The 19,193-nt window shown below is 59.6% G+C and carries 15 protein-coding genes; 13 read left to right on the top strand and 2 right to left on the bottom strand.

Features of this window, described 5'->3' with window-relative positions; translation table 11 throughout:
• Positions 1 to 16 precede the first annotated feature (16 nt).
• The 3 genes from topA to acnA all read left to right on the top strand — a co-directional run bounded on the left by topA (position 17) and on the right by acnA (position 7,028).
• Entirely contained in the window at positions 17 to 2,614 is a 2,598-nt protein-coding gene (gene topA / locus ACJ8PI_RS09075; protein WP_033647571.1) for a type I DNA topoisomerase, read from the top strand.
• A 360-nt stretch (positions 2,615 to 2,974) separates the two neighbouring features.
• Positions 2,975 to 3,949 (top strand): HTH-type transcriptional regulator CysB, encoded by a 975-nt coding sequence (cysB, locus tag ACJ8PI_RS09070; protein ID WP_033634747.1) that lies wholly within the window; start codon positions 2,975 to 2,977, stop codon positions 3,947 to 3,949.
• A gap of 406 nt (positions 3,950 to 4,355) precedes the next feature.
• Entirely contained in the window at positions 4,356 to 7,028 is a 2,673-nt protein-coding gene (gene acnA / locus ACJ8PI_RS09065; RefSeq protein ID WP_033634746.1) for an aconitate hydratase AcnA, read from the top strand.
• Between the two features lie 56 nt (positions 7,029 to 7,084).
• Here the strand turns inward: acnA and ribA are convergent, their stop codons facing one another.
• Complete coding sequence (gene ribA, locus ACJ8PI_RS09060) at positions 7,085 to 7,678, bottom strand: GTP cyclohydrolase II (RefSeq protein ID WP_019452695.1); 594 nt, start codon at positions 7,676 to 7,678, stop codon at positions 7,085 to 7,087.
• A 279-nt stretch (positions 7,679 to 7,957) separates the two neighbouring features.
• Here ribA and pgpB point away from each other — a divergent pair, with 279 nt between their 5' ends.
• Positions 7,958 to 8,719, top strand: coding sequence for a phosphatidylglycerophosphatase B (gene pgpB, locus ACJ8PI_RS09055; RefSeq protein WP_049195440.1), 762 nt, complete (start codon positions 7,958 to 7,960; stop codon positions 8,717 to 8,719).
• Positions 8,720 to 8,741: 22 nt separating this feature from the next.
• On the opposite strand, the gene ACJ8PI_RS09050 is transcribed toward pgpB, so the two are convergent.
• Positions 8,742 to 9,536: a DeoR/GlpR family DNA-binding transcription regulator gene (locus tag ACJ8PI_RS09050; RefSeq protein ID WP_033647568.1), complete on the bottom strand. Its 795-nt coding sequence runs from the start codon at positions 9,534 to 9,536 to the stop codon at positions 8,742 to 8,744.
• A gap of 388 nt (positions 9,537 to 9,924) precedes the next feature.
• On the opposite strand from ACJ8PI_RS09050, the gene ACJ8PI_RS09045 reads away from it, so the two are divergent.
• The 9 genes from ACJ8PI_RS09045 to ACJ8PI_RS09005 all read left to right on the top strand — a co-directional run bounded on the left by ACJ8PI_RS09045 (position 9,925) and on the right by ACJ8PI_RS09005 (position 19,018).
• On the top strand, positions 9,925 to 10,728 hold the full coding sequence (locus tag ACJ8PI_RS09045; RefSeq protein WP_033634732.1) for a transketolase: 804 nt from the start codon (positions 9,925 to 9,927) through the stop codon (positions 10,726 to 10,728).
• 2 nt (positions 10,729 to 10,730) lie between these two features.
• On the top strand, positions 10,731 to 11,636 hold the full coding sequence (locus ACJ8PI_RS09040; RefSeq protein WP_060418851.1) for a transketolase family protein: 906 nt from the start codon (positions 10,731 to 10,733) through the stop codon (positions 11,634 to 11,636).
• A 10-nt stretch (positions 11,637 to 11,646) separates the two neighbouring features.
• The gene (locus ACJ8PI_RS09035; protein WP_049195437.1) at positions 11,647 to 12,447 is read left to right on the top strand and encodes a GolD/DthD family dehydrogenase; all 801 of its coding nucleotides are present in this window, start codon (positions 11,647 to 11,649) and stop codon (positions 12,445 to 12,447) included.
• Positions 12,448 to 12,510: 63 nt separating this feature from the next.
• Positions 12,511 to 13,443, top strand: coding sequence for a D-ribose ABC transporter substrate-binding protein (locus ACJ8PI_RS09030; RefSeq protein WP_049195436.1), 933 nt, complete (start codon positions 12,511 to 12,513; stop codon positions 13,441 to 13,443).
• A gap of 64 nt (positions 13,444 to 13,507) precedes the next feature.
• Positions 13,508 to 14,134 carry a DUF2291 family protein gene (locus ACJ8PI_RS09025; RefSeq protein WP_033647562.1) on the top strand — a complete coding sequence of 209 codons (627 nt, stop codon included), beginning with the start codon at positions 13,508 to 13,510 and terminating at the stop codon, positions 14,132 to 14,134.
• On the top strand, positions 14,134 to 15,633 hold the full coding sequence (locus ACJ8PI_RS09020) for a sugar ABC transporter ATP-binding protein (RefSeq protein ID WP_164105000.1): 1,500 nt from the start codon (positions 14,134 to 14,136) through the stop codon (positions 15,631 to 15,633). The genes ACJ8PI_RS09025 and ACJ8PI_RS09020 overlap by 1 nt, the downstream gene beginning before the upstream one ends.
• A 10-nt stretch (positions 15,634 to 15,643) precedes the next feature.
• A complete protein-coding gene (locus ACJ8PI_RS09015) occupies positions 15,644 to 16,708 on the top strand; it encodes an ABC transporter permease (RefSeq protein WP_047567194.1) in 1,065 nt (354 codons plus the stop codon).
• Positions 16,701 to 18,224, top strand: a complete 1,524-nt coding sequence (locus ACJ8PI_RS09010; protein WP_060438592.1) for an FGGY family carbohydrate kinase — start codon at positions 16,701 to 16,703, stop codon at positions 18,222 to 18,224. The genes ACJ8PI_RS09015 and ACJ8PI_RS09010 overlap by 8 nt, the downstream gene beginning before the upstream one ends.
• Positions 18,221 to 19,018: an SDR family oxidoreductase gene (locus tag ACJ8PI_RS09005; protein WP_060421303.1), complete on the top strand. Its 798-nt coding sequence runs from the start codon at positions 18,221 to 18,223 to the stop codon at positions 19,016 to 19,018. The genes ACJ8PI_RS09010 and ACJ8PI_RS09005 overlap by 4 nt, the downstream gene beginning before the upstream one ends.
• Positions 19,019 to 19,193: the final 175 nt, after the last annotated feature.

Here is a 19,193-nt window from a genome sequence, read left to right as displayed (position 1 = left end):
TTAGGTAAAGGTAAATATGGGTAAAGCTCTCGTAATAGTTGAGTCCCCGGCAAAAGCCAAAACTATTAATAAATATTTAGGAAGTGACTACGTGGTGAAGTCCAGCGTCGGTCATATCCGTGATTTGCCGACCAGTGGCTCAGCCAGCAAAAAGAGCGCTGACTCAACCGAAGACAAAGCCAAGAAAAAAGTTAAAAAAGATGAGAAGGCGGCGCTGGTAAATCGCATGGGCGTCGACCCTTACCACGGCTGGAAAGCGCATTATGAAATCCTGCCGGGTAAAGAAAAAGTGGTCGCCGAGTTAAAATCGCTGGCGGAAAACGCCGACCACATTTATCTCGCAACCGACCTTGACCGCGAAGGGGAAGCCATCGCTTGGCACCTGCGGGAAGTGATCGGTGGGGATGACAAACGCTTTAGCCGCGTGGTGTTTAACGAAATCACCAAAAACGCGATCCAGCAGGCGTTCAAACAGCCGGGCGAGCTGAACATTGACCGCGTCAACGCGCAGCAGGCGCGCCGGTTTATGGACCGCGTGGTGGGCTATATGGTCTCGCCGCTGCTGTGGAAGAAAATTGCCCGCGGCCTGTCCGCCGGCCGCGTGCAGTCGGTGGCGGTGCGCCTGGTGGTTGAGCGCGAGCGCGACATCAAGGCCTTCGTGCCGGAAGAGTACTGGGAGCTGCATGCCGATCTGCTGGCGAAGGGTGAAACCGCGCTGCAGATGGAAGTGACCCACGCGCACGACAAGCCGTTCAAACCGGTCAACCGCGAGCAGACTCACGCCGCGGTCAAGCTGCTGGAAAAAGCACGCTACACGGTGCTCGATCGCGAAGACAAACCGACCAGCAGCAAACCGGGCGCGCCTTTCATTACCTCCACGCTGCAGCAGGCCGCCAGTACTCGCCTGAGCTTCGGCGTGAAAAAAACCATGATGATGGCGCAACGGCTGTATGAAGCCGGCCACATCACCTATATGCGTACCGATTCCACCAACCTGAGCCAGGATGCGCTCAACATGGTGCGTGGCTACATCGGCGACAACTTCGGCGACAAATACCTGCCGAAGGCGCCGAATCAGTACAGCAGCAAAGAGAATTCGCAGGAAGCGCACGAAGCGATCCGTCCTTCGGACGTGAACGTGCTCGCCGAACAGTTGAAAGACATGGAAGCGGACGCGCAGAAGCTGTATCAGCTGATCTGGCGCCAGTTCGTTGCCTGCCAGATGACGCCGGCGCAATACGATTCCACCACGCTGACGGTGAAAGCCGGCGATTATCAGCTGCGCGCCAAGGGCCGTACGCTGCGCTTTGATGGCTGGACCAAGGTCATGCCGGCGCTGCGCAAGGGCGATGAAGATCGCACCCTGCCATACGTCGAAATCGGCAGCGAACTGGATCTGCAGAAACTGATCCCAAGCCAGCACTTCACCAAGCCGCCGGCGCGCTACAGCGAAGCCTCGCTGGTGAAAGAGCTGGAAAAACGCGGCATCGGCCGCCCGTCCACCTACGCCTCCATCATCTCGACCATTCAGGATCGCGGTTATGTGCGGGTGGAAAGCCGCCGCTTCTATGCCGAGAAAATGGGCGAGATCGTCACCGATCGCCTGGAAGAAAACTTCCGCGAGCTGATGAACTATGACTTCACCGCGCGCATGGAAGATGGTCTCGATGAGGTCGCCAACAACCAGGCCGAGTGGAAAGCGGTGCTGGACGAGTTCTTCGTCGACTTCAGCGAACAGCTGGAAACGGCGGAGAAGGATCCGGAAGAAGGCGGCATGCGGCCTAACCAGATGGTGATGACCAGCATCGACTGCCCGACCTGCGGCCGCAAGATGGGCATCCGTACTGCCAGCACCGGCGTGTTCCTCGGCTGTTCCGGCTACGCGCTGCCGCCGAAGGAGCGCTGCAAAACCACCATCAACCTGGTGCCGGAAGCGGAAGTGCTCAACATCCTCGAAGGCGACGAGGCGGAAACCAACGCGCTGCGCGCCCGCCGCCGCTGCAAGAAATGCGGTACGGCGATGGACAGCTATCTGATCGACAACCAGCGCAAGCTGCACGTCTGCGGTAACAACCCGGCGTGCGACGGTTACGAGATCGAAGAGGGCGAGTTCCGTCTGAAAGGCTACGACGGCCCGGTGGTGGAGTGCGACAAGTGCGGCTCGGAAATGCACCTGAAAATGGGGCGTTTCGGCAAGTACATGGGCTGCACCAACGAGAACTGCAAAAACACCCGCAAGATCCTGCGTAACGGCGACGTCGCGCCGCCGAAGGAAGATCCGGTGCCGTTGCCGGAGCTGCCGTGCGAGAAGTCCGACGCCTATTTCGTGCTGCGTGACGGCGCTGCCGGCGTGTTCCTGGCGGCCAACACCTTCCCTAAATCGCGCGAGACCCGCGCGCCGCTGGTGGAAGAGCTGGCTCGCTTCAAGGATCGCCTGCCGGAGAAGCTGCGCTATCTGGCCGATGCGCCGGTGGCGGACGCCGAAGGCAATAAAACGCTGGTGCGTTTCAGCCGCAAAACCAAACAGCAGTACGTCTCTTCTGAAAAAGACGGCAAGGCGACCGGTTGGTCCGCGTTCTACGTGGACGGCAAGTGGGTCGAAGGCAAGAAGTAAGGCCAATGTCCCGCCCGCAAGATGAAAAACCAGCCCTGGCGGCTGGTTTTTTATTGGTGAAAAGGGGGAAACGGATCTATCCTTTGCTGTTTTTACCCCTCCGTCACCGCCGTTTCACGTTGATACCAATGCAAAATAATCGTTATCATAGTGTGACGCGGATCTATACTTGAAGCTGCAACGTGGTATAGTGGTTATATAAAAAGTTTTTTTATTATTAAAGCTTATTAACAACGGCGTTTTCTTCACCATCAGGGTAAAACACGGTGTTTATGGCTTGTGAGTTTCAGCATACCGGGGCGACACCGATATACCTGGCTGCGGGTAAGCCGCAGTGTTTAACCTAGGATGGTATAAGATATGAAATTGCAGCAGCTTCGTTACATTGTGGAAGTGGTTAACCACAACCTGAATGTCTCCTCGACGGCAGAAGGGCTCTATACCTCGCAACCCGGCATCAGTAAGCAGGTGCGCATGCTCGAAGATGAGCTGGGCATCCAGATCTTCGCCCGCAGCGGCAAACACCTGACCCAGGTCACCCCGGCCGGCCAGGAAATCATTCGCATCGCGCGTGAAGTGCTGTCCAAGGTGGATGCCATCAAAGCCGTTGCCGGTGAACATACTTACCCGGACAAAGGCTCGCTGTACGTCGCCACCACGCATACCCAGGCTCGCTACGCCTTGCCCAACGTCATCAAGGGCTTTATCGAGCGTTACCCGCGCGTCTCGCTGCACATGCACCAGGGCTCGCCGACGCAGATCGCCGAAGCGGTCTCCAAAGGCACCGCCGATTTCGCCATCGCCACCGAAGCGCTGCACCTGTACGACGATCTCATCATGCTGCCGTGCTACCACTGGAACCGCGCGGTGGTGGTGAAGCCCGATCATCCTTTGGCGGGCAAAAGCAGCATCAGCATTGAAGAGCTGGCGGCTTACCCGATCGTCACTTACACCTTCGGCTTTACCGGCCGCTCGGAGCTGGATACCGCTTTCAACCGCGCCGGCCTGACGCCGCGCATCGTCTTTACCGCCACCGACGCCGACGTGATCAAAACCTATGTGCGTCTGGGATTGGGGGTGGGGGTGATCGCCAGCATGGCGGTGGATCCGGTGCAGGATCCGGATCTGGTGACGGTGGATGCAAGTGATATCTTCACCTACAGCACCACTAAAATCGGCTTCCGCCGCAGCACCTTCCTGCGCAGCTACATGTACGACTTCATTCAGCGCTTCGCGCCGCACCTGACGCGTGACGTGGTCGACAGCGCGGTGGCGCTGCGTTCCAACGAAGAGATCGAGGCGATGTTCAAGGACATCAAGCTGCCGATTAAGTAATCGTTGACGATATCAAATCAAACCCGGAGAGGCGCCTGCCAAACCGGGTTTTTTAGCCCGGAAATCCGCACCTTGCTTGTTGATCATCCTGAAAAGTCGCCGTCCTCCAGGAACACTCTCTATCAGGCATCTGACTTTCATATTCTTCGGGATGTGCTGCTAAGGCGTAGCTAACCCCCGCTAAAGCCGCGAGGTCTTCCTCGCCAAAGCGCCGCCTCGTTGCAGCGTTTTCGTTGGCGCACCGCCTAACCCCTTGGCGGCGTTCGGACTTCCTTTGCGCTGATTGTTCCCGCCTATCGTTGTGATCAAATCGTGTTGTTATCAAAACGTTAACTTATCTTTGTGGTATCTTTAAACAAGACCTCAGTGATTACCCTGTTTTATCACAATAAGAAATGGAGGAGCTATGTCGTCCGATCTTCGTGAAACAAGTATGGATAAGCTGGTTGCGCTGAATAGCGAATATTACTATTACAGTCTGCCGCTGGCGGCGAAGCAGCTGGGTGATATCGACCGGTTGCCGAAATCAATGAAAGTGCTGTTGGAGAACCTGCTGCGCCATGTGGATGGCGATACCGTGCAGGTTGACGACCTCAAGGCCATCGTCGCCTGGCTGCAAACCGGCCATGCCGACCGTGAGATAGCCTACCGCCCGGCGCGCGTGCTGATGCAGGATTTTACCGGCGTTCCGGCGGTGGTGGATCTGGCCGCGATGCGCGAAGCGGTGCGGCGGTTGGGGGGCAACGTCGATCAGGTGAACCCGCTGTCGCCGGTGGATCTGGTGATTGACCACTCGGTCACCGTCGATGAATTTGGCGATGACAACGCCTTTGAAGACAACGTGCGTATCGAAATGCAGCGCAACCACGAGCGCTACACCTTCCTGCGCTGGGGGCAGAAAGCCTTCAACCGCTTCCGCGTGGTGCCGCCGGGCACCGGCATCTGTCACCAGGTCAACCTCGAATACCTCGGCCAAACGGTCTGGCACAGCGACGAAAGCGGCCGCCGCGTGGCTTATCCCGATACGCTGGTGGGCACCGACTCCCACACCACCATGATCAACGGCCTCGGCATCCTCGGCTGGGGCGTCGGCGGCATCGAAGCGGAAGCGGCGATGCTGGGCCAGCCGGTGTCGATGCTGATCCCCGACGTGGTCGGCTTCAAGCTGACCGGCAAGCTCCGCGAGGGCATTACCGCCACTGACCTGGTGCTGACCGTCACCCAAATGCTGCGCAAGCATGGCGTTGTCGGCAAGTTCGTCGAGTTTTACGGCGATGGCCTGGCCGATCTGCCGCTGGCGGACCGGGCAACTATCGCCAACATGTCGCCGGAATTTGGCGCCACCTGCGGCTTCTTCCCGGTAGATGACGTTACGCTCGGCTATATGAAGCTCAGCGGCCGCAGCGCAGAACAAATCGCGCTGGTGGAAGCTTACGCCAAGGCGCAGGGCATGTGGCGCAACCCCGGTGATGAACCGGTCTTCACCAGCTCGCTGGCGCTGGACATGTCGACGGTGGAAGCCAGCCTCGCCGGGCCGAAACGCCCGCAGGATCGCGTTGCGCTGCCAAATGTGCCGCAGGCGTTCAAGGCCGCCACCGAGCTGGATATCGGCGGTCAAAAGGCCAAAGCCGACAGCAAAACCTTTACGCTGGACGGGCAACAGCACGAACTGCGCGACGGCGCGGTGGTGATCGCGGCGATCACCTCCTGCACCAACACCTCCAACCCGAGCGTGATGATGGCGGCCGGCCTGCTGGCGAAAAATGCCGTCAAGAAAGGGCTGCGCAGCAAGCCCTGGGTAAAAACCTCGCTGGCGCCGGGTTCCAAAGTGGTGACCGACTACTTCGACAGCGCCAAACTTACCGCCTATCTGGAAGAGCTGGGGTTCAATCTGGTGGGCTATGGCTGTACCACCTGCATCGGTAACTCCGGCCCGCTGCCGGATCCGATCGAGCAGGCGATAAAAGAGGGCGATCTGACCGTGGGCGCGGTGCTGTCGGGCAACCGCAACTTCGAAGGGCGCATCCACCCGCTGGTGAAAACCAACTGGCTGGCCTCGCCGCCGCTGGTGGTGGCTTATGCGCTGGCGGGCAGCATGAAGATTGACCTGACCAAAGAGCCGCTGGGCGAGGGCAACGACGGTCAACCGGTCTATTTGAAGGACATCTGGCCGAGCAGCCAGGACATCGCTCAGGCGGTGGAAGAAGTGCGCACCGAGATGTTCCACAAGGAATATGGCGAAGTGTTCGACGGCGACGCTAACTGGCAGGCGATCCAGGTGACCGGCTCGGCGACCTATCAGTGGCAGGAGGATTCTACCTATATTCGTCATCCGCCGTTCTTTAGCACCATGAAAGTGACGCCGGATCCGGTGCAGGACATCAAAGACGCGCGCATTCTGGCGATTCTGGCCGATTCGGTGACCACCGACCACATCTCGCCGGCGGGCAACATCAAGCGCGACAGCCCGGCGGGGCGTTACCTGAGCGAGCACGGCGTGGCGCCGCAGGATTTCAACTCTTACGGCTCGCGCCGCGGCAACCACGAAGTGATGATGCGCGGCACCTTCGCCAATATCCGCATTCGCAACGAAATGGTGCCGGGCGTGGAAGGGGGCTATACCCGCCATATCCCGTCGCAGCAGCAGCTGTCTATCTACGACGCCGCCATGCAGTATCAGCAGGAAAAGGTGCCGCTGGCGGTGATCGCCGGTAAAGAGTACGGCTCTGGCTCCAGCCGCGACTGGGCGGCGAAAGGGCCGCGCCTGTTGGGCGTGCGGGTGGTGATCGCCGAATCCTTCGAGCGCATTCACCGCTCCAACCTGATCGGCATGGGGATTTTGCCGCTGGAGTTCCCGCAAGGGGTGACGCGCAAAACCCTGGGGCTGACCGGGGATGAGCAGATCAGCGTCGGCGGCCTGCAGCAGCTGCAGCCGGGCCAGACGGTGCCGGTGCACATCACCTATGCTGACGGGCGCAAGGAAGTGATCGACACCCGTTGCCGCATCGATACCGGCAATGAGCTGACCTACTACGAAAACGACGGCATCCTGCATTATGTGATCAGGAAAATGCTGTAATTAAGCAATAAAAAGGGCGCCGCAAGGCGCCCTGATTGTTTCCGCCGCGGCGGCGATCACTTCTGGTCGAGCAAATGGCCCATTTTGGCGGCCTTGGTCGCCAGATAGTGTTCGTTCTTCGGGTTACGGCCGACGATCAGCGGTACGCGCTCGCTGATGTTGATGCCGGCTTCGGTCAGGATCTCGACCTTTTTCGGGTTGTTGGTCAGCAAACGCACCGCGTCGACGCCCAGCAGTTTGAACATGTCGGCGCACAGGGTGAAGTCGCGCTCGTCGGCGGCGAAGCCGAGCTGGTGGTTGGCTTCCACGGTGTCTGCGCCCTTATCCTGCAGGGCATAGGCGCGGATCTTGTTCAACAGGCCTATATTGCGGCCCTCCTGGCGATGATAAAGCAGAATGCCGCGGCCTTCTTCGGCGATTTGCTCCAGCGCGGCTTCCAGCTGAAAACCGCAGTCGCAGCGCAGGCTGAACAGGGCATCGCCGGTAAGACATTCGGAATGCACGCGCGCGAGCACCGGCGCTTCGCCGGAAATATCACCGAATACCAGCGCCAGATGGTCATGCCCGGTCGCCAGTTCTTCGAATCCTACCATCAGGAAATCGCCCCAAGGTGTCGGCAGTTTAGCCTCTGCCACCCGTTTAAGCTGCATGTCACTCTCCACAAAAACCTACGATTCAATCATTGTCGCGCATCCTAAGTCCGGTTCGGTAAATTGACCAAGACTAAAACGTGCTGCGCCGATCTCTATTTCGTCAATTATCGGCTATTTTGCCACAACTTCTTGCCGGGCGGTGCTCAGCAAACCAGCAGATGGCGTTTTCCGGCTACCTATTATTGCGATAGGTTGCCTATCTGTTTAATTTTTCGCGTGTTATCAAGATTACACTCTTGTTACACTGCAGTCTGATTCACGCAGAGGAAAACGGGAATGTATGAGATAGCAAAACGCACGGCGGGCGGCGCGCTGCTGCTGCTGTTGATGCCGCTGGCGGTTTGGGTATCCGGCTGGCACTGGCAGCCCGGCGGCAATGATCGGGTGCTGAAAGCGCTGTACTGGGTGACCGAAACCGTGACCTCGCCGTGGGGCATTTTGACCAGCGCTATCCTTTGCGGTTGGTTTTTGTGGTGTCTGCGCTTTCGGCTCAAGGCGGCCATCGGTCTGGCGATCCTGCTTTCCGCCGCGTTGGTGATTGGGCAGGGGATCAAGTCGCTGATCAAGGATCGGGTGCAAGAACCGCGGCCGTTTGTGGTATGGCTGGAGCAAAACCACGGCGTGGACGGCAAATACTTCTATTCGCTGCATCGCAAAGAGCGCAGCGCGCTGGTGCGCGAGCAATTGCAGGATCAGACCCTGGTGCCGAACTGGCTGCGCAAGCACTGGCAGTTTGAAACCGGCTTCGCTTTCCCGTCGGGGCATACGATGTTCGCCGCCACCTGGGCGCTGTTGGGCGTAGGGCTGCTGTGGCCGCGCCGCCATTATAAAACCGTCGCGCTGCTGATGGTGTGGGCAACGGGGGTGATGGGCAGCCGTTTGCTGCTGGGCATGCACTGGCCACGCGATCTGGCGATGGCCACGCTGATCAGTTGGCTGTTGGTGGTGGTCACCTGCTGGCTGGCGCAGCGCTGGTTTGGCCCGCTGACGCCGCCGCCGCAAGAGCAGCAGGAAATCGCGGCGCGCAAGCCGGAATAAGCATTCTTCTCGCAGGCGCCCGTCAGGCGCCTGCCACCAACACCTTTACTCCCACCTTCTCAAAGGCCTGTATGGCGGTATTGCTGATACCGTCGTCGGTGATCAAATAGTCGATATGCTGCCAGTCACAGGGCAATGCGAACATCGACACCTTATCGATTTTGCTGGAGTCGGCAACCACATACACCGTGTTGGCTGCGTTGATCATTGCCGTTTTCAGTTTGATGTCGGTCTCGCTTGGGAAACTGAGGCCGTGGCGGGGTGAGATGCAGGCCGTTGCGAGGAACAGTTTCTGGGCCAGAACGTTCTCGAAGAAGCCGGCGGCTTTGTCCCCCGAAGTGGAAAGCGTCGGAAATTTGAACGAGCCGCCGGTCAGCAAAATGTTCACGCCCGGTTCGCCGCCCAGCTGCAGCGCGATATTGACGCCGGTGGTGATAACGGACAGTTTCTTGATGTGGCTCAGGTGATTGGCGATAGCCGTGGTGGTGGTGCCCGAATCAAGAATGATGGTGTCGCCCGGTTCGATAAAACCGGCGGCGAGCTTGCCGATGCGATCCTTGGCGGTCAGGTTGACCTGGCGTTCCAACAGCATGGCATGGGTGTTTTGCTTGCCATCGACCAGGGTTGCGCCGCCGTGGAAACGCTGCACATAACCTTGTTGCTGCAGGACCCGCAGGTCGGTGCGAATGGTCGCTTCGGTCAGCTTGAAGGTATCGGTCAGCATTTTGACCGTCGCCGAGCCGTCTTCGCGGATCATGTCGAGGATCTTTTCGCGCCGTTGCTGCATTTCCGCCAGCTGTTCGCTTTTGCTTTTCAATCGAAAGACTCCTGCACCTGTCAGTTCCCGCCGGGCGGTTTGCCACGGCAACTCCTTATTGATGCGCTGAATTTTAGCTCGCGATTATTGATAAAGCTATGGATAAACCCGGTCAACCCATATTGATTTTTATTCGAAAGTCTATGGTGTCAGCGAAAGTCACCGGGTAAAACGAATTTTAAGTTATTTGAATGTTTGCACTTCATTGTTATTTATTGTTTTTTGTGAATTGTGATTCCGCCGGCTGCGTGCTTTTGCTTGAAATTTGATCTTGACCACATTAATTATCGTTTTTGCTGCATATGATTTCCATTCGAAAATCAATGGCGGGTTAGCGGATCGTTTTAGAGGCGATAACGATAATCAATGTGCTCAAGCAGAGGTGACGATGGACTTCCAGGCGATTAAAAACACGGCGCGCCAGGCGCGCCGATATGTGGTGACCATGAACCATAAGGCAGGCAAGGGCCATACCGGCGCCGATCTGTCGGAAATCGACATCATCTGCACCTTGTATATGGCGGTGATGGATCGCGGCAATGCCCGGCCCGATCAGGATCGGTTCATTTTGTCTAAAGGGCACGGCGCCGGCGGTTTTTACTGCAGCTGCGCGGCGATGGGCCTGCTCGATCCGGCGGTGCTCGATCAGTTCATGGGCGACGACACCTTGCTGGCCGGGCATCCGGTGCGGCAGAAGCTGCCGGAGCTGGTGGAGATCAACTCCGGCGGTTTGGGGCATGGCCTGCCGATCGCCGTGGGGCTGGCGCTGGGCAACAAACTGGCCGGGCGCGCACATCGCCGCGCTTTCGTGCTGCTGGGCGACGGCGAGCTGGCGGAGGGATCCAACTGGGAGGCGGCGATGGCGGCCAGCAAATTCAAGCTGGATAACCTGATTGCCATCGTCGATCGCAACCGGCTGCAGCTGGCGGGCAAGACAGAGGCCATCATGCCGCTGGAGCCGCTGGCGGAAAAATGGCGCGCTTTCGGTTTCGAAACCCTGGAATGCGACGGGCACGATCCGGCGGCGCTGGTGGCGGCGATCCAACGCCCGAGCCAGGACAAGCCGCGGGTGATTTTGGCCAATACCGAAAAGGGGCACGGCGTGTCGTTTATGGCTAACGTTGCCGCCTGGCATCACGCGGTACCGGACGAACAACAGCTGGCGCAGGCGCTGGCGGAACTGGAGGGGTGAACATGCAGGACTTACGCGATGCCGTGGTGACGGCGTTGATCGAAGAGCAGCTGGCGGGGGCAGATCTGAGCGTGATGGTGGCGGACTCCACGTCCACGTCGAAAATCGCGCCCTTTGAGCAGGCTTATCCGGAGCGTGTGGTGAACGTCGGCATCGCCGAACAAAATATGGTGGGCATGGCCGCCGGCATGGCGCTCAGCGGCCGCACGGTCTTTACCGCTAACGCCGCGCCTTTCCTGTTCGCCCGTTCTAACGAGCAGATGAAAAACGATGTTTGCTACACGGAAACCAACGTGAAAATGCTCGGCCTGAATGCCGGATTCGGCTATGGGCCGCTGGGGGCGACGCACCATTGCATGAACGATATCGCCATCGCCCGCACGCTGGGCAATCTCAGCGTCTATGCGCCGGCGGATGCGCGGCAAGCGGCAGAGATTGTCCGTTATGTCATCGCGCAACCCGGCCCGGCCTATATCCGTATGGACAGCGACAAGCTGCCGGTGCTGAACGCGAGCTATCACTTCCGCCCCGGAGAGCCGGAGGTGCTGCATCAAGGATCTGACAGCCTGGTGTTTTGCCTGGGGACGGTGGCGCACGAGGCGATGAAGGTGCTGGAATTGGGCGATAACCCGACCATCGTCTCGCTGCCTTCGCTCTGGCCACTCAATGAGGCGGCGGTAGTGGCGTTGATACGTTCGCACCGCCGGGTGCTGACCATGGAGGAGCACGCCCTCAGCGGTGGCCTGGGCACCATCATCGGTGAGCTGTTGCTGCGGCATCAGCTGCCGCGGCCGTTTACCGCGCTGGGCGTGCCGGCTTATGAATTCACCCACAGCAGCAGCCGGGCGGCGCTGCGGCGGCAATACGCCATCGACGCCGCAGGGTTGCATGCTCAGTTAACGCCATAGGGGGAATGCGATGGAGCAGAACGAATACGACGTTAATTTACGCTACGGTGTCGATAGCCGGATGTCGCTGGCAGGGAAGGTAGCGGTGATCACCGGCGGTCTGGGCGGCATCGCGATGGCCGCCAATCGCCTGCTGCTGGAGAAGGGCGCGCGCCTGGTATTGATGTATCCGGCCTTTGAACAGGACAAGGCCGCGGCGGCGCTGCGGGAGTTGGGTGAAGAACAGGTGTTCTGCCAGGTGTGCGACGTGACCGAACCCGGCTCGGTGGCTGCCGCCTTCAACGCGGCTCAGCGGCGCTTTGGCCGGCTCGATATCCTGGTCAACTGCGCCGGCTACGTCAATCTGCAACCGGCGACGGAAGTGACGCTCGAGGAGTGGCAGCGCCACTTGGCGGTCAACCTCACCGGTCCTTTTTTGTGCTCGCAAGAACTGGCGCGCCGCGCGATAGCCGCCGGCCACGGCGGGAAAATCATCAACATCGCGTCGCAGGCGGCCTCCATCGCCATTGACGATCACTGCGCTTACACCGCCGCCAAGGCGGGGCTGCTGGGCATGACCAAGGTGATGGCCAAAGAATGGGCGCCGCACGGCATTACGGTCAACACGTTATCGCCCACCGTGGTGCTGACGCCTATGGGAGAGAAAGCCTGGTGCGGCGAGAAAGGCGAGGCGATGAAAAAGCTGATCCCGCTGGGGCGTTTTGCTTATACCGACGAAATTGCGGCGGCGATCCTGTTTTTTGCCAGCAACGGCAGCGACATGATTACCGGCGCGGACCTGATGATCGACGGCGGTTTTACCATTTGGTAAGCGGCAACCGCAGCGATCGCCAACACCAGACGATGTTCAATACAACGATAAGAGAACACCATCATGAGAAAAATAGCCACTTACCTTACCCTGCTCACCGGTTTTGCCTGCACCTCTGCCATGGCGGCGGAAAAGGGCACGATCGCCATTCTCGTCAATTCGCTGGATAACCCTTATTACTCCGCAGAGGCCAAGGGGGCCGAGACCAAGGCCAAGTCCCTCGGTTACCAGACGCTGGTGTTGTCGCACGGTGAAGACGTTAAGCGCCAGGGAGAGCTGATTAGCCTGGTTATCGGCCGCAAAGTACAGGGCATCATTTTGGATAACGCCGATTCCCAAGCCAGCGTCGCCGCCGTGCAGCAGGCGAAAAACGCCGGTATTCCGGTGGTACTGATCAACCGCGAGATCCCGGTGGATGGCGTGGCGTTGGCGCAGATCACCCATAACAACTTCCAGGCCGGCTCGGACGTCGCCAACCAGTTTGTAGAAAAAATGGGGGAAACCGGCAAATACGCCGAGCTGACCTGCAACCTGGCGGACAATAACTGCGTCACGCGCTCGCAGTCGTTCCACAACGTGATCGACCAATATCCTGAGATGGTCAGCGTGGCGCGTCAGGATGCCAAGGGCAATCTGCTGGAAGGGAAACGCATCATGGACAGCATCCTGCAGGCGCATCCGGACATCAAAGGCGTGATCTGCGGCAACGGCCCGGTGGCGCTGGGGGCAGTGGCGGCGCTGAAGGCCGCCGGCCGGCAGGATGTCACCGTGGTGGGCATCGACGGCAGCAACGATGAACGCGACGCCATTCTCAACGGTAGCCTCTATGCCAGCGTGATGTTGCAGGCGCAGGCGATCGCCGCACAGGGCGTTGAAATCCTCGACGGCTATTTCCAATCCGGCAGCTATACCGGCAAGGAGCGCGTGATGTTCCGCGGCATCCTGATCGGCAAAGACAATGCGCAACGGGTCAGTGACTTCAACTTCAAACCGTAATCCGCGCTGAGCGGCGTCTTTCACCACCCCGTCCCGGCGGCGGGGTGCGATCGGAGGTGTTGTCATGTCGATGCGCATTGCGCTGGCCGTCACCGTCGTCCTGGCGTTGAGCGGTTGCCGTATCGTTTCGGAGAAAAAGCTGGCGGAGCTTCGCTCCCCGGTGAATCCGCATGTGGCGCAGGCGGCGGAAATTTACCGCAGCCAAATCGCTCCGCAAGCGGTCAAAACGGCGCAGCCGCTGGGCGAGCTGCTCGCCCGGATCGCCCAGGCCAAGGATTTTGACAGCGCCTGCGATCTGCTGGGGTACCGCGCTCAACCGGAGTTTCCATGTTATTTCAACGTTAAGGTCAGCGGTGAAGTCGCGGCGGTCAACACCCGGTCGCGCAGCGGAAAATTAACGCTCAAGCTGACCGATGCGCCGCTCAGCAGCGTGGAGGTGCAGATCGGGCCGGTTTATCGCGGTACGGCGTTGCGCGACAGCTATCGCGGGCTGAGCTACAGCGATTTCAATGACCAAGCGCTGTTCGGCGATTTTGCCAGGGCGATTAATCAGGCTTCGATCGACGAACTCGCCGGATCCCCGCCCAAGGTGGGTGACCACATTACCGTGTACGGCGTATTCAGCAGTTGGCAGGCGCCTGCCGAGCCGCTGTTGATCACGCCGGTACGCATTCAACCTAAGGGGGCGTGATGAGCGATCCGGTCATTATTCAAACGCGCAACGTTTCGCGTCTCTATCCTGGCGTCACGGCATTGGATAGCGTGAGTTATCAAGTGTTTCGCAATCAGGTCAACGTGCTGATCGGCGAAAACGGCGCCGGCAAGTCGACCATGATGAAGCTGCTGGCGGGGGTGGAAACCCCGTCCTCCGGCACCATCGAGCTGGAGGGTAAAGCGGTGACGCTAACTTCCACGCAGCAGGCGGAGCGGCTCGGGATCAGCATTATTTTCCAGGAGCTGAACCTGTTCCCCAACCTGTCGGTGATGGACAACATTTTTATGGCCAACGAGTTCTTCCAGCGTGGCCGCATCAATGTGGACTATCAATATCAGCTGGCCAAATCCTTACTGCAGCGGCTGGAGTTGGACATCGATCCGCATACGCCGTTGGGCAGTCTCGGCATCGGACATCAGCAGCTGGTGGAAATTGCTCGCGCCTTGGCGAAGGACACCCGGGTGCTGATCATGGATGAGCCGACGTCGGCGCTGAGCCAGGCTGAAGTGCGCACGCTGTTTCGGGTGATCGCCGATCTGAAAAAACGCGGCGTCACCATCATCTACATTTCTCACCGTCTGGAAGAGCTGATGGAGATTGGCGATCGCATCACGGTGTTTCGCGATGGGCGTTTTGTTGCCGCCGAGCCGGTCTGCAACGTCAGCATCCCGTGGATCATCGAAAAGATGGTCGGGGAAAAGAGCAAGCACTTTGATTATTGCGCGGCAGAGCAAGGGGATGAAGTGCTGAAGGTTGAGCAGTTGACGCTGCCACGTGAAAACGGCGGCTATTGCCTTAACGACGTCAGTTTTTCACTGCGTAAAGGGGAAGTGATCGGCATTTATGGCCTGTTGGGCGCCGGCCGCACCGAACTGTTCAAGGTGGTCAACGGCGTGATGCGCCAGACGGCAGGCCGCATTCTGCTCAACGGCAAAAGCGTGGAGCGGTTGGGGTTTCGTCAGCGCATGGCGTTGGGCATGGCGCTGGTGCCGGAAGACAGGCAGGCGGAGGGCTTGGTGCAGATGATGTCGATCAAGGCCAACATGACCCTGGCCAGCCTGGGGCGCAACGCGCTGCGGCCGTTGGCGTCGGCCGGGGAGTGTGCGTTGGTCGACGGCATGATCGAAAAACTGGCGATCAAGGTGAGTGACCGGGAGCTGCCAATCACCAGCCTGAGCGGCGGCAATCAGCAGAAAGTGGTGTTGGGCAAGGCGCTGCTGACCGGGCCGCAGGTAGTGTTTCTCGATGAGCCGACGCGCGGAATCGACGTCGGCGCCAAAACGGACGTTTATCACCTGATTGGCGCGATGGCACGCCAGGGGCTGGCGGTGATGTTCTCTTCGTCGGAGCTGGATGAGGTGGTCTCACTGGCCGACCGGGTGATGGTGATGGCGGACGGGAAACTGACGGCCGATCTGCCGCGCGAACGGGCCGATCGCGAAACGCTGATCCGCGCCTCAACCCCACACGCATAAGGATAAGGCAATGCAAACCAAGTATCGGTTGTATATGTATTTGCTGCAGGCGCGCACCTTCATCGCCCTGTTGCTGGTGGTGCTGTTCTTCAGCGGCATGGTGCCGAATTTTCTGACCGTCTCCAATCTGCTGATCATGACGCAGCACGTGGCGATTACCGGGCTGCTGGCGGTTGGCATGACGCTGGTGATCCTTACCGGCGGCATCGACTTGTCGGTCGGCGCGGTGGCGGGCCTGTGCGGGATGATCGCCGGTGCGCTGTTGACCGTCGGCATCCCGCTGTGGGATGGCAACCGGCTGTTTCTCAACGTCTTTGAAGTGATCGGCGCGGTGGCGCTGTTGGGCGTGTTGTTGGGTTTGATCAACGGCACGCTGATCACGCGGCTCGGCGTTGCGCCGTTCATCTGCACCCTGGGCGCAATGTACGTGGCGCGCGGAGCGGCGTTGTTGACGGCGGACGGCAAAACCTATCCCAATCTGGTGGGCATGGAAGCGCTGGGCAACACCGGTTTCGCGGCCCTGGGATCCGGCACCTTTCTCGGGATTTACAACCCGATTTGGCTGATGTTGGCCATCGTGTTGTTGGGGATCTATCTCACCAAGAAAACGCCGCTGGGCCGTTATATCTATGCGATTGGCGGCAATGAGCCGGCGGCGCGGCTGTCGGGGGTGCCGATCGTCAAAGTGAAAATGTTCGTCTATGCCTTCTCCGGGCTGTGTGCGGCGCTGGTGGGGCTGGTCATCGCTTCTCAGTTGCAAACCGCGCACCCGATGACCGGCAATATGTTCGAGATGGACGCCATCGGCGCGACGGTGCTGGGCGGTACGGCGCTCAGCGGTGGCCGCGGCAGGGTATTCGGTTCGATCATCGGCGCCTTTGTGATCGTTTTTCTGGCGGACGGTCTGGTGATGATGGGCGTCAGCGAGTTCTGGCAAATGGTGATTAAAGGGCTGGTGATCGTTACCGCCGTGGTGATTGACCAGTTCCAGCAGCGTTTGCAGAGCAAGGTCATTTTGATGCAGCGGCAGGAGAAAAAAGCGGTGCAGCCGCTGGCTGAGGTGAGCCATGGCTAAAGCGGATTGCATTGTCGCGTTGGACGAAGGCACCAGCAACGCCAAGGCCGTGGTGGTGGATGCGCAGGGGGCGATCGTCGCCAGAGCCAGCAGGCCGTTGACGCTGCAGACGCCGCAGCCCGGTTGGGTGGAACAGCGGGGCGAGGCCTTACTGGCAGCCTCTCTGGCGGTGCTGCGGGAAGCGATTGCGTTGGCCGGCGCATCCCGTATTGCCGGTATCGCCATCAGCAACCAGCGTGAAACCGCCATCGGTTGGCGGCGTTCCGACGGCCAGCCGATCGGTCCGGCCCTAACCTGGCAATGCGCGCGTGCCGCCGATTTCTGTGAACGGCTGCGGCACGATCGGCAGGCCGAAGTGGTGCGTCGCGCCACCGGCCTGCCGCTTTCACCGCTGTTCTCGGCGGCGAAAATGCGCTGGTTGCTCGATCGCTGCGAAGGGGGGCAACGGATGGCGGAGAACGGAGAAATCTGCCTTGGCACCATCGATGCCTGGCTGCTGTGGCAGTTGAGCGGAGGACAGGCATTCGGCTGCGATACCTCCAATGCCGCTCGCACCCAGCTGTTGAACCTTGCCTCCGGCGATTGGGACGAGCGGATGCTGGCGCTGTTCAACATTCCCCGCCAGGCGCTGCCGACGATCTCTCCCTCCAGCCATGTGTTCGGCGCGACGTTGGGATTGGAAGGCATTGCCGACGGCATTCCGATTGGCGCGATGGTCGGTGATTCGCATGCGGCGCTGTACGGCCATGCGCTCGGCCAGGCGGGGCAGGTTAAGGCCACCTATGGCACCGGTTCATCGGTGATGGCGCCGATCGCCGAAGCGCAATGCGACACGAGCGCTCTGGCAACGACCGTCGCCTGGCACGATGGCGAGCGTATGCAGTATGCGCTGGAGGGCAATATTCCCCACACCGGCGACGCCATTGCCTGGATGCTGGATATCACCGCCATGCCGGCGGGGGGCGAGACGCCGTTAAGTGAACTGCCTGTTTGCGTGGCCGACAGCGGTGGCGTCTATTTTGTGCCGGCACTGACCGGGGTCGGCGCACCCTGGTGGGATGAGCAGGCACGCGGCGTGATCTGCGGCCTCAGCCGCGGCACGCGGCGGGAACATTTGGTGCGGGCCGCATTTGAGTCGGTGGCTTATCAAATCGCCGATGTGATCGGCGTATTGCGGCAACAGCCGGGTTTTGCATTGCAGGGGTTAATGGCCGATGGCGGCCCCAGCCGCAATGACTGGCTGATGCAGTTTCAGGCCGATCTGCTGGGTTGCCCGGTGTGGCGCAGCAACACGGCGGAACTCTCGGCGCTGGGGGCGGCGCTGATGGCGATGCGCAGCCTGTGGGGGACTACCGATCGGCAACTGGCGGCATTGTTGCCCCAACATGATGAATTTAAACCCGATATGCAGCGCCACCGGCAGCTGCAGGAAAACTACAGCGCCTGGCGGCAGGCGGTGCAACGCACCTTGTGGCGGCCGCAGGCGAGCTCATTGATGACAGGAGAACAACCATGAATCGTGATTTCACGGGGAAAACCGTGGTGATTACCGGCGCATGCCGCGGCATTGGGGCCGGCATCGCCGAGCGCTTCGCCCGTTTGGGCGCCAATCTGGTGATTGCATCGAATGCGGAACGCATTCTGACCACGGCGGAAACGCTGCGCCAGCGTTATGGTGTGGAGATTCTGCCGGTGATCCTCGACGTCACCGATGAGGCGCAGGTGGTTGATTTTTATCGTCAGGCTTGGGAGCGATTCGGCGCGATCGACGTTTCCATTCAAAACGCCGGGGTGATCACTATCGATCGTTTTGACCAGATGCCCAAAAGCGATTTTGAGAAAGTGTTGGCGGTAAATACCACTGCGGTGTGGCTCTGCTGCCGGGAAGCGGCTAAATATATGGTCGGCCAGCGCCAGGGGCGGCTGATCAACACCTCTTCCGGTCAGGGGCGTAACGGATTCATTTACACACCGCATTACGCCGCCAGCAAAATGGGCGTGATCGGCATTACGCAAAGTTTAGCGCTCGAGCTGGCACCGCATGGCATTACCGTCAATGCATTCTGCCCCGGCATCATTGAAAGCGAGATGTGGGAATATAACGACCGCGTTTGGGGAGAAATTCTCAGCGGGCCGGAAAAAACCTACGGCAAAGGGGAGTTGATGGCCGAGTGGGTGGCGGGTATTCCGCTCAAGCGCGCCGGTCAGCCCGAGGACGTGGCGGGTCTCGTGGCCTTTCTTGCCTCGGACGATGCCGACTACATCACCGGCCAAACCATCAATGTGGACGGCGGGTTAATCATGTCATGACGTGACTGTGTCACAAAAACGCGGCGTCGGAACGGCGCCGCATTAACCGCTTACATTTTCCCGCCATTGCAATCCGCGCCGTCGCCCCCATATCCTTATAAATTCGACGTTTTGAGAAGCTTTCTCATCAATTTGTTCGCTAAGGCCGTTTACTGCCGAATATGCCAGCAGATAT

Source organism: Serratia sp. CY82433, from assembly GCF_052166535.1.
In the GTDB taxonomy this organism is placed as follows: Bacteria; Pseudomonadota; Gammaproteobacteria; order Enterobacterales; family Enterobacteriaceae; genus Serratia; species Serratia sarumanii.
Note: the sequence above shows the minus strand (reverse complement) of the source record. Positions and strands in the feature narration are given on the sequence as shown.

Excerpts from the sequence above, each read along its gene's own strand:
- ribA (WP_019452695.1), bottom strand. The coding sequence starts at position 7,678 with ATGCAGCTTAAACGGGTGGCAGAGGCTAAACTGCCGACACCTTGGGGC.
- ACJ8PI_RS09045 (WP_033634732.1), top strand. The coding sequence starts at position 9,925 with ATGGACTTCCAGGCGATTAAAAACACGGCGCGCCAGGCGCGCCGATAT.
- ACJ8PI_RS09015 (WP_047567194.1), top strand. The coding sequence starts at position 15,644 with ATGCAAACCAAGTATCGGTTGTATATGTATTTGCTGCAGGCGCGCACC.
- ACJ8PI_RS09020 (WP_164105000.1), top strand. The coding sequence starts at position 14,134 with ATGAGCGATCCGGTCATTATTCAAACGCGCAACGTTTCGCGTCTCTAT.
- pgpB (WP_049195440.1), top strand. The coding sequence starts at position 7,958 with ATGTATGAGATAGCAAAACGCACGGCGGGCGGCGCGCTGCTGCTGCTG.
- ACJ8PI_RS09005 (WP_060421303.1), top strand. The coding sequence starts at position 18,221 with ATGAATCGTGATTTCACGGGGAAAACCGTGGTGATTACCGGCGCATGC.
- ACJ8PI_RS09030 (WP_049195436.1), top strand. The coding sequence starts at position 12,511 with ATGAGAAAAATAGCCACTTACCTTACCCTGCTCACCGGTTTTGCCTGC.
- cysB (WP_033634747.1), top strand. The coding sequence starts at position 2,975 with ATGAAATTGCAGCAGCTTCGTTACATTGTGGAAGTGGTTAACCACAAC.
- ACJ8PI_RS09025 (WP_033647562.1), top strand. The coding sequence starts at position 13,508 with ATGTCGATGCGCATTGCGCTGGCCGTCACCGTCGTCCTGGCGTTGAGC.
- ACJ8PI_RS09040 (WP_060418851.1), top strand. The coding sequence starts at position 10,731 with ATGCAGGACTTACGCGATGCCGTGGTGACGGCGTTGATCGAAGAGCAG.
- acnA (WP_033634746.1), top strand. The coding sequence starts at position 4,356 with ATGTCGTCCGATCTTCGTGAAACAAGTATGGATAAGCTGGTTGCGCTG.
- ACJ8PI_RS09010 (WP_060438592.1), top strand. The coding sequence starts at position 16,701 with ATGGCTAAAGCGGATTGCATTGTCGCGTTGGACGAAGGCACCAGCAAC.
- topA (WP_033647571.1), top strand. The coding sequence starts at position 17 with ATGGGTAAAGCTCTCGTAATAGTTGAGTCCCCGGCAAAAGCCAAAACT.
- ACJ8PI_RS09035 (WP_049195437.1), top strand. The coding sequence starts at position 11,647 with ATGGAGCAGAACGAATACGACGTTAATTTACGCTACGGTGTCGATAGC.